The organism is Marinobacter sp., assembly GCF_052091845.1.
Lineage (GTDB): Bacteria > Pseudomonadota > Gammaproteobacteria > Pseudomonadales > Oleiphilaceae > Marinobacter.
Genome location: NZ_JBQDCO010000012.1, coordinates 1 through 13,664, shown reverse-complemented (window position 1 = coordinate 13,664; position 13,664 = coordinate 1). Strand labels below are relative to the sequence as shown.

The 13,664-nt window shown below is 52.7% G+C and carries 12 protein-coding genes; 8 read left to right on the top strand and 4 right to left on the bottom strand.

Going from position 1 to position 13,664, the window contains the following annotated elements; translation table 11 throughout:
• Nucleotides 1–26: 26 nt before the first annotated feature.
• On the bottom strand, nt 27–1,235 hold the full coding sequence (locus ACTHYN_RS05765; RefSeq protein ID WP_441811520.1) for an acetyl-CoA C-acetyltransferase: 1,209 nt from the start codon (nt 1,233–1,235) through the stop codon (nt 27–29).
• A 211-nt stretch (nt 1,236–1,446) separates the two neighbouring features.
• Here ACTHYN_RS05765 and ACTHYN_RS05760 point away from each other — a divergent pair, with 211 nt between their 5' ends.
• Entirely contained in the window at nt 1,447–1,710 is a 264-nt protein-coding gene (locus ACTHYN_RS05760) for a late competence development ComFB family protein (RefSeq protein ID WP_441811519.1), read from the top strand.
• Nucleotides 1,711–1,722: 12 nt separating this feature from the next.
• Here ACTHYN_RS05760 and ACTHYN_RS05755 read toward each other — a convergent pair whose 3' ends face one another.
• Nucleotides 1,723–4,182 (bottom strand): DUF349 domain-containing protein, encoded by a 2,460-nt coding sequence (locus ACTHYN_RS05755; protein WP_441811518.1) that lies wholly within the window; start codon nt 4,180–4,182, stop codon nt 1,723–1,725.
• Nucleotides 4,183–4,325: 143 nt separating this feature from the next.
• Between ACTHYN_RS05755 and ACTHYN_RS05750 the strand changes: the two genes are divergently transcribed.
• Nucleotides 4,326–4,811: a regulatory protein RecX gene (locus ACTHYN_RS05750; protein WP_441811517.1), complete on the top strand. Its 486-nt coding sequence runs from the start codon at nt 4,326–4,328 to the stop codon at nt 4,809–4,811.
• 3 nt (nt 4,812–4,814) lie between these two features.
• Here the strand turns inward: ACTHYN_RS05750 and mltF are convergent, their stop codons facing one another.
• Nucleotides 4,815–6,290: a membrane-bound lytic murein transglycosylase MltF gene (mltF, locus tag ACTHYN_RS05745; RefSeq protein WP_441811516.1), complete on the bottom strand. Its 1,476-nt coding sequence runs from the start codon at nt 6,288–6,290 to the stop codon at nt 4,815–4,817.
• Between the two features lie 312 nt (nt 6,291–6,602).
• On the opposite strand from mltF, the gene purL reads away from it, so the two are divergent.
• Both purL and ACTHYN_RS05735 read left to right on the top strand, forming a co-directional pair.
• The gene (purL, locus tag ACTHYN_RS05740) at nt 6,603–10,508 is read left to right on the top strand and encodes a phosphoribosylformylglycinamidine synthase (protein ID WP_441811515.1); all 3,906 of its coding nucleotides are present in this window, start codon (nt 6,603–6,605) and stop codon (nt 10,506–10,508) included.
• Between the two features lie 418 nt (nt 10,509–10,926).
• Nucleotides 10,927–11,238 (top strand): NGG1p interacting factor NIF3, encoded by a 312-nt coding sequence (locus ACTHYN_RS05735; protein WP_441811514.1) that lies wholly within the window; start codon nt 10,927–10,929, stop codon nt 11,236–11,238.
• Here ACTHYN_RS05735 and ACTHYN_RS05730 read toward each other — a convergent pair.
• A complete protein-coding gene (locus tag ACTHYN_RS05730; protein WP_441811513.1) occupies nt 11,233–11,796 on the bottom strand; it encodes an NUDIX hydrolase in 564 nt (187 codons plus the stop codon). The genes ACTHYN_RS05735 and ACTHYN_RS05730 overlap by 6 nt on opposite strands.
• Nucleotides 11,797–11,892: 96 nt before the next feature.
• On the opposite strand from ACTHYN_RS05730, the gene ACTHYN_RS05725 reads away from it, so the two are divergent.
• The 4 genes from ACTHYN_RS05725 (at nt 11,893) to ACTHYN_RS05710 (ending at nt 13,604) form a co-directional block, all read left to right on the top strand.
• Nucleotides 11,893–12,468 carry an NUDIX hydrolase gene (locus ACTHYN_RS05725; RefSeq protein ID WP_441811512.1) on the top strand — a complete coding sequence of 192 codons (576 nt, stop codon included), beginning with the start codon at nt 11,893–11,895 and terminating at the stop codon, nt 12,466–12,468.
• 19 nt (nt 12,469–12,487) lie between these two features.
• Nucleotides 12,488–13,015, top strand: coding sequence for a gamma carbonic anhydrase family protein (locus tag ACTHYN_RS05720; RefSeq protein WP_441811511.1), 528 nt, complete (start codon nt 12,488–12,490; stop codon nt 13,013–13,015).
• Nucleotides 13,016–13,027: 12 nt separating this feature from the next.
• Nucleotides 13,028–13,210 (top strand): DUF1289 domain-containing protein, encoded by a 183-nt coding sequence (locus ACTHYN_RS05715; protein ID WP_441811510.1) that lies wholly within the window; start codon nt 13,028–13,030, stop codon nt 13,208–13,210.
• 103 nt (nt 13,211–13,313) lie between these two features.
• On the top strand, nt 13,314–13,604 hold the full coding sequence (locus tag ACTHYN_RS05710) for an ATP-grasp domain-containing protein (protein WP_441811573.1): 291 nt from the start codon (nt 13,314–13,316) through the stop codon (nt 13,602–13,604).
• The last annotated feature ends 60 nt before the right edge of the window (nt 13,605–13,664 follow it).

Genomic DNA, 13,664 nt, shown 5'->3' with positions numbered 1-13,664 from the left:
TTCTCCTGGCAGAAAAAGTGTGGGGTTCAGACTCGCTCAATGATGGTGGCAATGCCCATGCCGCCGCCGACGCACAAGGTCGCCAGGCCAAATCGCAAATCACGACGCTCCAGCTCGTCCAGGAGTGTGCCAACAATCATCGCGCCGGTAGCGCCGAGAGGGTGGCCCATAGCGATGGCACCGCCGTTCACGTTCACTTTTTCATCTGGAACCGAGAGTTCCTTTTGGAAGCGCATTACCACGGAGGCAAAGGCTTCGTTTACTTCAAACAAATCAATTTGGTCGATCGTCATGCCGGCTTTCTCAAGTGCTTTTCGCGTAGCAGGAGCCGGGCCGGTGAGCATGATGGTGGGGTCTGTGCTGGTCACTGCAGTAGCCACAATGCGGGCGCGAGGTTTCAGGCCCAGAGCCTTACCTTTTTCTTCACTACCGATCAGCAAGCAGGTGGCACCATCGACCATGCCTGAGGAGTTGCCTGCATGATGAACGTGGTTGATGGTTTCCACATAGTGGTATTTTTCACGGGCCACACTGTTGAAGCCCATTTCGCCCATCATCTGGAACGAAGGCTTCAGGCCGGCAAGAGAGTCTGCGGTAGTCTCGCCCCTTACATGCTCATCGCGATCCAGGATGACAACACCATTCTGGTCGGCAACCGGCACGATTGATTTCGCAAAGTAACCATTCTTCCAGGCATTAGCAGCTTTTTGCTGTGATTTCACAGCGAAGTTGTCAACATCTTCACGGCTGAAGCCCTCCAGGGTGGCAATCAAATCTGCGCCAATACCCTGAGGCATAAAACCGGTGTGCAAGTTGGTTTGTGGGTCCGTGGCCCAGGCGCCACCATCGGATCCCATCGGGATGCGAGACATGGATTCAACGCCACCCGCAACAATCAGGTCTTCCCAGCCAGAGCGGACTTTCATGGCAGCCAGATTCACGGCCTCCAGACCGGAGGCGCAGAAGCGATTGAGGGTAACGCCGGATACTTTTTCGTCCCAATCAGCGGCCAACGCAGCTGTTTTGGCGATATCTGCACCCTGATCGCCCAGGGCGGTTACGCAACCCAGCACAATATCGTCTACCTGGGCGGTATCCAGATTGTTTCGCTGTTGCAGTGCGTTGAGCATGGTGGTCAGCAGTGTAATAGGCTTAACGCTGTGCAGTGAGCCATCTTGTTTTCCACGCCCTCTGGGAGTGCGGATCGCATCGAAGATATACGCCTCGGTGGTCATTGCTTGTCCTCTGTTGATTGTTGTTTCTGGATTGGCTTGCGATAGGAACCACCATAGCCCTTTGGTTACAGCGCGGGAAATGACGTGGCCTGCCAATCGTATTGGCAAAATTGCTCAGGCACAGTGACAGGTAAGATCGCTGCTTCTATGGTTATGAGAGGAAGCAGGCATTTTTCAGGTGCTCTCAAGTGGATTCAGGAGGCGATACGCCATGTCTTACAGAGATGCCATCGACAATTTTTATGAACGCCTGGTCGTAGACGCTATTGATGCGACGAGGCAACCGGGGGATACCGCAGATTTTCTGACCGACGTGATGTGCGTGGCTTTGAACCGGTTACCGCCGCGGTATTATCGGCATACGATCGATATGATGTTTTATCTGGCGGACGAAGAACTCAGAGGTATGAAAGACAAATCCCTGGCGGCTGTGCAAAGCGCCAGGGATTTTGTGACAGAGCATCAGCGGGAGTAGTGCCCTGAAGGCTCAGTTTGTTGCCAGACTGGCCAGTGCCTTGTTCAAGCGACTCGCCAGCGACGGGTCTGCACTCTTGCCAGCTGTTTTGGTACACCAGTTAGCGACGAGGCTTTCAACGTTTTGAAGCGCATTGTCGGCTTTCTCGGTAGACCCCATGCCCGCAGTCAGACGCTGAACTTGTATTTCCATGCGCTTGGCCTGGTCCTCTTCCGGAGAGGGCATTTCCGCCAAAATCTCTGCGCGAATCACAATTTCCTGATCACTTAGCTCGCCCACTTTCTCTGCGAGTGCTGGCCATTGTAATGGCAAAGCCTTTGTTGGCGCAGAGCTTTCGGTGCGGGCAAGCACAAGCGCCTGCCATTCGGCGATCCCCGCCTTGAGTTTTTGTGCTGTAACAGACTGGTTCAGGCGCTGTCTTTCTTTCTGGATTTGCTCTCTTACAGTCGCGGAGGTTCGTGATGGGTCAAGGCTTTGAAGAGCAGTGGTTGCCTCATTCAGTGTTTGCTCATCGTGGCTGGAATCAACGCTGGCAACCTGTTGAAGCACGGTTGCAGCAGCGGTATCGGCTTCCTTTGCAACTTGTTGTTGTTCCGTGCGCTCTGCGTCACGGCGGGCGAAAATCTCGTCACAGGCTTTGCGAAATGCCTGCCATAGCTTTCGGTCCTCCCGGTGGCGGGTAATTCCCACGGCTTTCCAGTCTGCCTGCAGTGCTTTCGCCTTGTTCATGGCCTCATGCAGGGGTTCGTGGGCAATCAAAGCCTGGGCTTGCTCAACGATTGCTTTCTTCAGCGCTTCGTTTTTTTCGCGCTCCTGAGCAACAGGTGCCTCGAGCTTTTTGAGCACTTCATCAAACTGCTTTTGCACTTGGCGGTTATCCCGGAACTCTACCGGCCAGGCCGCTTTCCACTCCTGGCGTGCTGTCTGCAGGATGCGTTCGACGGCCTTCCAGTCAATGGAACTCCAGTCGGCCTCGCTCACAAAATGCGCCAGCTCGGTGCAGATTGTCTTGCGCTTCTCGAGGTTGGCCTGTTTCAAGCCAGATTTGGCCTGAAAGTACGTTTTGCACGGTTCGTAAGCTGTGTCGGATGCCTGCTTAAAACGCGACCATAACAGGCGATCTGACGAACCACCCAGCTCTCGCCATTCTTTTTGGAGCTCTTTGATGCGCTCGGATTTTGCTTCTGGCTCCATAGGCTGGTCAGCCAGGTATTCCATTTGCTCACACAAAGCTATCTGTTTGGGTTCTGTTGCAAATCCCTGCCAGTCAGTCAGGTCTCTGAGCTGACCGGTGAGCAGCTGCACTCGAGCCTGAAAACCTTTGCTATGGCGATGGTCGAGGGTTTTCAAGTGCTGCTGTACCGTTTTCAGAAGCTGACGGGATTCTTTGAGCTGTTTAGCTTCAAGGGCTTTTTCAAGGTGATCCAAGGCTGTTTTCAGATTGTCCACAGAAGCTTGTTGCTGCTTTTGATTAGAGCTGTTTTGTGCCGGCGCTTTGGGTTTCCCTGCGAGCTTGTTGGCGGGGGCCAGCAAATCCGGAGTTGGGTAGCCGTCAGGCCAGTTAATATCTTTCAGTAAATCCGACGCACGCTTCTGATCATCGGGGCCGGCCTCCTGGTCGTCGATGGCGGCGATAGCGAGCAGTGATTCTTTGACCTGGCCGATATGTCGTATTGCGTTAATATAGTTTCGCAATGCCATCATGGCTGCTTCATAGGTTTTTTGTTGTTGTTTTCCAACCTGGGTGTCGCGGGTTGCTTCCAGCCACCGGTTTTCCTGGGTTTTTTGGAGAGCGTCAAGGGAAGCCAGGGACGCAAGTGTTTCAGTGGGTTGTTGTTTGAGCTCAGCCAGAGTTCGGGCCATCAGCTCCAGAGTTTCTTCTCGCTGAAGATGTTGTTCACGCTGATGTTTCTCTGCCTCCTGGGCGGCTTGTAAACCTGCGAGGCGCTCACGGCAGAGGTGAGTGTGCTCGAGAAATTCGCTCACTTGGTCCGGTGTTGCACTGGTTTCTATTGCGGCCCACTGATTGAGGAGCGCGTTCAGGCGAGCGCCATAGAGTTTTGTGTCGTCGCTTTTTGCCTGGTCACGAGCATTGCCGATCAGCGACGTAATGGTTTCGGAAATAGCTTCTTGTTGCGACTGTTCTTCGCGGATAGCTTGCAGCTTGTGTCGCACCTCTTGGTACACGCCCTTATCGCGCCCCTTTGCTTGCTTTTGTACCCGCTGAAGGAGCTCGGTATTTTGCAGAAGGCCGGCCGCTCTGAAGCGGATGTCTGCGGTTAACCCCTCAATAGCCAAACCTGCCGCTGCGTCCTGAGTCGGGGAACTTTGCAGAGCGTGAAGCTGTTCCGCCCTCAATTCTGCACGTTTATCTTCAACCGGTACGGCGGTCGGCTGCGTGCGGGCTGGAGTGTTGCGGGTGGTTGCAGCAGGTTTACGGGATTTGAACAGTTTCTGGAAGAATGCAGCCATGAAGATATCCTTAGGGATTGAAACCAGTCTACGGTGTCGGGCAAAGTACGCCGGCACCGGCCATCGGCGCTCTACTCAGTGCCGGGTACATACTAAATGCGGAGCTAGTCTAGCGTTTTGTGAGCGTTTGCGGGAAGGGCTGAATGGCAAAACAGGAAAATAGCGAAGATCAGGAATACAAAGTGCGCTCGGTTGCCTTGAGATTACTTGCCCGCCGCGAGCACAGTCGCCATGAACTCGTGATGAAACTACAGCAGCGGAAGCTTGATCGTTCAATCATTTCGTTGGTTTTGGATGATTATGAGCGAGAGGGCTGGTTAGACGATGACCGTTTTTCGGATGTCTACTCCCGCCAGCGTATCGATCTAGGCTATGGTCCTGTGAAAGTGCTAGCGGAACTGCAACAGCGTGGTATACACCGCACTCCCCGTTGCCTTGCTGAACTTGCTGACGCGGATTGGGTCCGCAATGCGACCAGGTTGAGAGAAAAGCGTTTTGGTTTGGCTGACCTGAATGGTGACTGGGATGAAAAAATGCGCCAGGCGCGCTTTCTGACCCGTCGGGGATTCACTGCAAACCAGGTGGATCAGGCGCTCAATGTTACTGAGCCAGACGATTCCTGCCCCTGATTTTCAGAGTGTTGGCGGTATCATTCCCAGTTCTGAGGGCAGGCTGGCTTGCATGCCTTTTCCTTTTTTGTCTGCTGCACCTTTAATGTCCGTTTCCGCGTCAACATGCGACGAGTCTGTGGCGGCTACGTCTTTCGTTGGCTGCATTTTCCGTGCGAGCACATCATAGTAGCGACGAATGTTCTGTACGTAGAGAACAGGCTCATGGCCGCGGGCATATCCGTAGCGGGTTTTTTCATACCATTCTTTTTGTGCCAGTAGCGGCAAAAATTCTTTAACATCCAGCCAGCGGTCAGGGTTTTTTCCGGCACTTTCCGTTAGCCTGCGGGCATCTTCCAAGTGCCCGTAGCCTACGTTATAGGAGGCCAGCGCGAACCAGGTACGATCTGGCTCGGCGATGTGTTCAGGAATTCTTTTGTGAACCATGCGGAAATACTTTGCACCGCCCTGAATGCTCTCTTCTGCATCCAGCCTGTTATTGATGCCTATGTAGTTTGCCGTGCTACGCGTGAGCATCATCAGCCCGCGAACCCCCGTTGGGGAAGTTGCATTTGGGCGCCAGTGTGATTCCTGGTAGCCAATGGCGGCCAGCAGGCGCCAGTCCATATTGAATACAGAAGCGTGATCGCGGAACAGGTTTTCGTAGCTGGGTAGCCGGTTTTTAACGTGGTGCATAAAGGTGCGGGCGCCCACATAGTTCAGGTGTTCAAGGTGACCATAAAAACGTTCAGAAAGCTGTGCGATGATGCCGCTGGCGCGGGCTTTCTCGATGAACGCTTTTGCGGCTTCAGTCAGTGAGTTGTCTTGACTTGCCGGGAACAGCCAGGAGAGCTTTTTCGCATCCCCAAGGGAAAATCCCTGCTTTACCTGAGGAAAAAATACGTGATTAAGGTCAAGCTCGTTTGAGGAAACAACAGCGTAGGAAAGTTCACCGGTTTCAACCCGGGCAAGAATACCAGCGGCGTCCAGGCCGGGGTGGACTTGCCAAGGAGTATCGGGAGCGACTTCCTTGAGGGCTTGAAGCTGGTATTCATGATTGCTGTCGGGCACCAGGTGAAGTGTTTTGCCGGCAAGGTCTGAAAGAGTTTCAGGACGATCTTTATCACGGTGGTAGACAACGATGGACTGGGCCTCGATACCGGTGGGCAGTGTCGTGTACTGGTTTTTGAACAATGGCTGAGCAGAGAGACCGGCCAGCCCTATGTGCGCGAAATCCCGAGACAGCACAGATAGCACCTCGGTGTTGTCTTCTGCCACTCTTAATCGGAGCTCAACACCCAGCTCCTCTGCGAAGAGTTTGGCCAGCTCGTAATCATAACCTGTGGGACCTTCACGCCCCTCATAATAGATGGAGGGCGCAACACGGGTAATGACGTGCAGTACGCCTTCATTGCGGATTTCCTGCAGCGTGCTTGGCTGGCTGCAACCGGTCAGGGCCAGCACGGTCAATGCGCATGCGAGGATTGATAGGCGGGTCATCGCTGTACTGTATGCAGTCAGGATTCTCGGCAAGTCCCTGTTCTCCGTTACCGTTGGATCATCGGGATGCACGCAAATAGTTAATGGCATCCGGTGTCTTACTGGGTGTGGTCTCCATGTCCACCATCCAATCATCTCTTCTGTTGTGAAAAGGGTCAATCAAGTTGTTCAATAACTATGCAAAACAATGTCAATTATACGGTGAATGAATAACCTTTTCGGCGCTGTATCCCGGCACCGCTTTCAAGTATGATGTGCGCCTTCTCAGAATGCACCCGGACTTCCCCGTTTCGCGCGATACAGGTTGATATCATGCTTGAACTTCGCGGCGCACCCGCGCTCTCGTCATTCCGCTCTCATAAACTGTTTGCCAGGATTCAGGCCCTCGTGCCAGAAATTGAGCATGTTTATGCTGAATTCATGCACTTTGTGGACATGGAGGGCGCGCTTTCGGAATCTGAGCAGGCTATCCTTGATCGACTGTTAACCTACGGCCCCAGTGTTTCCGCGGAAGAGCCAGACGGTGTTCTGTTTCTCGTTGTGCCGCGACCGGGAACTCTGTCTCCCTGGTCCAGCAAGGCGACAGATATTGCCCGCAACTGCGGTTTGCGTCAGATTCATCGTATTGAACGTGGTACAGCGTTTTATATCAAGTCGAGTAAAAAACTTGGCCTGGATCAGCGCGAAAAGGTCGCTGCATTGCTGCACGACCGTATGACTCAGAAAGTCTTTCATGAAACGGGTGGCGCCCAGCTGTTGTTCAGCCATGAAGAGCCGCGTCCTTTGGAGCGAGTGTCTGTTTTGGCTGCCGGCCAAAAGGCACTGGTGGAAGCAAACAGGCGACTTGGCCTTGCACTGGCAGAGGACGAGATCGATTACCTGGTAAAATCGTTTATCAGTCTTGAGCGGGATCCGACCGACGTTGAGCTAATGATGTTTGCCCAGGCAAACTCGGAGCACTGCCGCCACAAGATATTTAACGCTTCCTGGGATATAGATGGTGAAGGGCAGGAGAAGTCTCTGTTCGCCATGATCCGCAATACCTTTCAGATGAACAGCGAGGGAGTGCTGTCGGCCTATAAGGATAACGCATCGGTTATTCGTGGCAGCCGCGGTGGTCGCTTCTTCCCGGATCCGGTAACTGGCGTATACGGTTACAATCAGGAAGATATTCATATCCTTATGAAGGTGGAGACTCACAACCACCCAACGGCCATTGCCCCGGCGGCAGGTGCAGCAACAGGTTCTGGTGGTGAAATCCGTGACGAGGGCGCTACCGGGCGCGGCTCTAAGCCCAAGGCCGGGCTTTCAGGTTATACCGTCTCTAACCTCAATCTGCCCGATGATCCCCAGCCCTGGGAGATTAATTACGGTAGGCCTGAGCGGGTTGCGTCTGCTCTGGATATCATGATTGAAGGCCCGATTGGTGGTGCCGCATTCAATAATGAATTTGGTCGCCCTAATATTGCTGGCTATTTCCGGACATTTGAAGAGAAGGTTGCCGGCCCGGCGGGTGACGAGGTGCGTGGTTATCACAAGCCAATAATGATTGCCGGCGGCCTGGGTAATATTCGCGCAGAGCATGTGGAGAAAGGTGAAATACCGATAGGCGCCAAACTCATTGTGCTGGGTGGGCCTTCCATGCTTATCGGCCTTGGAGGCAGCGCTGCTTCTTCCATGGATTCTGGCTCCAGTAACGAGAATCTCGATTTTGCTTCAGTACAGCGGGATAACCCGGAAATGGAGCGCCGATGTCAGGAGGTGATTGACCGTTGTTGGCAAATGGGGGAAGCCAACCCTATGTGCTTTATTCACGACGTGGGTGCGGGCGGTCTTTCTAATGCCATGCCAGAACTTGTGAAAGACGGTGGCCGTGGTGGGAAATTTGAGTTGCGGGATATTCCCAGCGATGAGCCTGGCATGTCGCCATTGGAAATTTGGTGCAACGAATCCCAGGAGCGTTATGTGATGGCCGTAGCTCCTGAAAATCTGGAGCTGTTTGATGAGATGTGCCGCCGGGAGCGTTGTCCTTATGCTGTTATTGGTGAGGCCACAGAAGCCCATCACCTGGAGTTGAGTGACTCCTACTTTAACGATAAGCCCATTGATCTGCCGATGGATGTGCTCTTTGGCAAGCCCCCACGTATGCACCGGAGTGTTAAAAGAACCTCTTTTACCAAGCCGGTATTTGATTCCACCCGGATTGATCTGAACGATGCGGTCCGCAGAGTGCTGCGGCTTCCGTCCGTTGGTTCCAAAAGCTTTCTGATAACGATTGGTGACCGCACGATTACCGGTTTAGTCGCCCGCGATCAAATGGTTGGCCCCTGGCAGGTGCCAGTCAGTGACGTTGCAGTGACGGCAAGTTCTTTTGATGTGCTGACGGGTGAAGCCATGGCCATGGGTGAGCGCACGCCGGTTGCAACCATTGATGCGCCAGCCTCCGGACGGATGGCTGTGGGTGAGGCCATTACCAACCTGGCGGCTGCCGCCATTGGTAAGCTCTCCGATATACGCCTGTCGGCAAACTGGATGGCCGCTGCCGGTCACCCTGGTGAGGATGAAAACCTCTACGAAACAGTGCGTGCCGTTGGTATGGAGCTGTGCCCCGAACTCGGGATTACTATCCCCGTGGGTAAAGACTCCATGTCCATGAAAACCATGTGGGACGAGGATAGCGGTGAGCAAAAGAGCGTGACAGCGCCGCTGTCGCTCATTATCAGCGGTTTTGCTCCGGTAACCGATGTTTCACGCACCCTGACACCCCAGCTAATAACGGATTCAGGCGAGACAGATCTTATCCTTCTTGATTTGGCCGCAGGGCAAAATCGCTTGGGTGGCTCGGCGTTGGCGCAGGTTTATCGCAATGTTGGGGCTGTGGCGCCGGATCTCGACGATCCTGAGGATATCAAGGCGTTCTTTGCGGTGGTTCAAGGCTTGAATGCCGACGGAAAACTTCTTGCGTATCACGATCGTTCAGATGGTGGCCTGTTCGTGACGTTGGCGGAGATGAGCTTTGCCGGCCGCACCGGTGTAGACATCAAGCTGGATGGGCTGGCAGATGATTCTGGCCAGTTTGCCCGTGAGCTGTTCAACGAAGAGTTGGGTGCGGTCATTCAGGTGCGGCGCGAAGACACGGATTTTGTTTTGCAGCAGTGCTCCGCGGCAGGTCTGGGCGATCATGTTAACGTGATTGGTACGTTGAATAATCAAGACAGCCTGCGCCTGATGTTTAACGGTGAGGCGGTTATAGATGAATCGCGTACTGAGCTTCAGCGCCTTTGGTCGGAAACCAGCTATCGTGTCCAGTCTCTCAGGGACAACGCCGATTGCGCTCTTGAAGAGTTCGATAACTTGCTGGATGCAGGCGATCCAGGACTTCATGCAGCACTCTCATACGATGTGAACGAAGATATTGCCGCGCCTTACATCAATAAAGGTGCAAAGCCGAAAGTCGCGGTTCTGCGTGAGCAGGGTGTTAATGGTCAGGTTGAAATGGCGGCTGCGTTTGACCGAGCAGGTTTTGAATCAGTCGACGTACACATGAGTGATTTGCTTTCCGGGCGAGTGAGCCTGGAAACATTTAACAGTCTTGTGGCCTGTGGCGGCTTCTCATACGGGGACGTGCTGGGCGCTGGTGAAGGTTGGGCCAAGTCCATTCTGTTCAATGAACGCGTACGCGATCAGTTTGCCGCCTTCTTCAGCCGTCAGGATACGCTTACCCTGGGTGTGTGTAATGGTTGCCAGATGCTTTCCAACTTACACGAGTTGATTCCAGGCAGTGAGGGTTGGCCACGCTTCGTGCGTAACCAGTCGGAGCAGTTTGAGGCGCGGTTGGCGATGGTTGAAGTGGCGCCGTCTTCCTCTGCTTTCCTGGAGGGTATGGCGGGTTCCCGTATGCCTATAGCCGTTGCCCATGGCGAGGGCAGGGTGGAGTTTGCGGGTAGTGCCGGCGCGGCTGATCTTGCAGCAAGTGATCGGGTGGCACTGCGTTTTGTGGATAATAGAGGTCAGGCAACGGTTCGTTACCCGTATAACCCCAACGGATCACAAAACGGCATTGCCGGCGCTACCACCAGGGATGGCCGTGTCACCATTATGATGCCTCACCCTGAGCGGGTGTTCCGAGCTGTTCAGCACTCCTGGCGCCCGGATGATTGGCAGGAAGATGGTTCCTGGATTCGTATGTTCAGGAATGCCAGACGCTGGTTTGGCTGAGGGAAGGCTTGAGTAAAAGAAAACCGGCTTTGGTGAGTCCCGGATGGGGTGCTTTCCTAAGCCGGTTTTTTTGTACCCGGAAATCTGGATTTTCAGTTTTTTTCAAGCGCAAAAAATCAATTTTTTTAAAAAATATCCCTTGACTCATTTTGTTTATGCACATTTTGGGGGATGCTTTGAGTATTCTGTGAACAAAGCTGCATGTGGAGGTTCATTTTGTGCTCGATATTCATAAGTAATTGAAAAGTAACAATTTAGTTTAATGGGTGAATTTGTCGCCAATTTAACGTGAGGGCAGTAAATACGGGGTTTATGGCGGTGTTCGCTAAAACTTTCCCCAGAGTTATCCACAGAATCTGTGGGTAAGTGTCTAAGCCCTTAATCTGTGCAAAAAATATCCTGATTTGAGGAAGGTTTCATGTACAAAATATGCTATTTCGTCCCCGAAACACATTTGGAAAAAACCAGGCAGGCACTCTTTGACATTGGAGCGGGATGTATTGGTGAATACGATTCCTGTGCTTGGCAGTGTCGCGGTCAGGGACAGTTTCGTCCGCTTGAGGGTAGCGACCCTTTTCTTGGGGAAAATGGTCAACTGGAGGTGGTAGATGAGTTTAAAGTTGAGCTGGTTTGCCGGGATGATTTGATCAAGCAGGCTGTAGCGGCACTCAGGCAGGCTCACCCTTATGAAGAGCCTGCTTATGAGATATACCGGATGGAAGTGTTATAAGTGGTTTTTGGTTCGAATGGCGGCTATTGGGTGACGAATATCGCGAACGTGAACGCCGAAAGAATCGTTTTTCAGATCCTCCAGAAATAGTTCCAGAGTTTTGCGCACGGTAGGGAAGGATATATCGTCCCAAGGTATGTCATCCAGGGCAAACAGACGTGTTTCGAGGGACTCTTCGCCCGGGCCAAACTGCCCGTTCTTCAGTGTCGCTCGATAGAACATGTGCACCTGATCGATATGGGGGACATCAATAATCGAATAGAGCCCGTCGATGTTAACCTCGGCCAGAGCTTCCTCCAGAGTTTCTCGTTCGGCAGCCTCAACGGTGGTTTCGGCGTTTTCCATGTACCCTGCGGGAAGAGTCCAGTACCCATAGCGAGGTTCAATGGCCCGTCGGCAAAGCAGAATCTGCCCATCCCACATGGGTACGGTCCCAGCAATGATGCGTGGGTTTTGGTAATGTATTGTGCTGCAGTTATCGCATACATAGCGGTAACGGTTATCGCCCTCGGGGATGCTTTGTTTAACCGGATGGCCGCATGTGCTGCAGTACTTCATGTTTTTCCCCGTATACTTGAGTTGGTAGAGCGTTCAGTTTAATGATCCTAGCTGTCGCTGTCTCATTCAACACCCGATTTCCTCAGGAGTTCTGAATTGCGTGATTTACTCATTCAGCGTTTAACAGGTTATTCACCCCGGAGGCTTGATCTGAGCTACCCCGAGGCGGGCATTCTTGTGCCGGTTACCGATGATCCTGGTAATCCTGAAATGATATTCACCTTACGTTCCGAAAAAATGAGCACCCATAGAGGGCAAGTAGCCTACCCCGGCGGCAAGCGGGATCCGGGAGATTTATCATTGGCCGCTACCGCTTTACGTGAAACCCACGAGGAGATTGGTCTGCCTCCGGATCAGGTTGAAATCATTTCGCCACTGAGCCAGGTAACCTCTCTTCACGGGATTCTTGTTTCTCCATACGTCGGCGTTGTGCCTGAGGGTCACCCTCTGCAGGCTAATCCCGGTGAAATCGATAGTATTTTTCGTGTGCCGCTTTCTTTTTTTCTCGAAGATCAGCGCGAGCGTACAGATTCGATTCCGTTTCAGAATCAAACCATTCATGTTCCTTGCTATCGTTGGGGGCGTTACCAGATATGGGGGTTGTCCGCGGTGGTTCTGGTCGATTTTTTAAATGCTGTGTACGATGCCAATATAAATTTGCTCAAGCCCTGAACATAATAAGGAAACTTCAATGCTTTATGAGCTAGACGGCTTTGCTCCGGACTTACAGGGTGGCAACCAGTTTGTCGCTGAAAACGCCACCGTTATTGGCAACGTTGTTCTCCACGACAAAAGCAGTGTCTGGTTCAACGTAGTGATCCGCGGCGACAACGAGCTTATTACAATAGGTTCCGAAACAAACATTCAGGATGGTTCGGTTTTGCATACCGATCCGGGAGTGCCGCTGACCCTGGGTAAAGGTGTCACTGTTGGCCATAAGGCTATGCTGCATGGCTGTGAAGTGGGGGACTATTCGCTGATCGGCATTAATGCCGTTGTTCTTAATGGTGCCAGGATAGGGAAGCATTGTCTGATCGGCGCCAATACGCTGATTCCCGAAGGAATGGTCATCCCTGATGGTTCTCTGGTAATCGGTGCGCCGGGGAAAGTAAAGCGGGAGCTTACTGAGCAACAACAGAAAATGCTTGAGTTGAGTGCGGCGAATTATGTGCACAACGCAAGTCGCTATGTGAAGGGCTTAAAGCCCGTAAAGGTTTGAGGCAGCTTCGTCATGACCGCTGAGGATACTGTTCGCTCACCGTGCGTGAGTATCTGTGCTCTTGATGAGCGTGATGTCTGCATAGGATGCCAGCGCACCGGTGATGAGATTTTGCGCTGGACCTCAATGACCAACTGTGAGCGCAAAGCTGTGCTAGTAAAGGTGGTTGAGCGGGAGCAGGAAGTTTCACTTTAATCAGGCGTAAAAACGCCAAAAGGGATTGGCGCCAGCGGAGTTGGTTAAACTTGAGCGCGAGGGGTATAAAGTTATTCCTTCAGCCAGAGCCGTTGACCTGACAATGAATCGTGAGGGTAGCCGGCGCTTGGCTGCCGAGGAGCTTGGAGTGCGCACATCACTTTATCAGTTTGTCGAAACCAAAGAACGGTTCGTTAACGTCATCAAGGCTATCGGGCTGCTGGTTGTCGTTAAGCCAGTGATGAGCTCTTCCGGTAAAGGGCAGAGTACAGTAACCGAAGAGAGTCAGATTGATGCGGCTAGGGATGTTGCCCAATCGGGCGGTTGTGCTGTTAAAGAGCGAGTAGTTGTAGAAGGGTTTGCGACATTGTTCAGTTATAAGCAAATAGTTTAAATATTCCGTTGACACCTGCGCCCAGCTCTGTAGAATGCGCATCTCGCTTGAGGGACACAC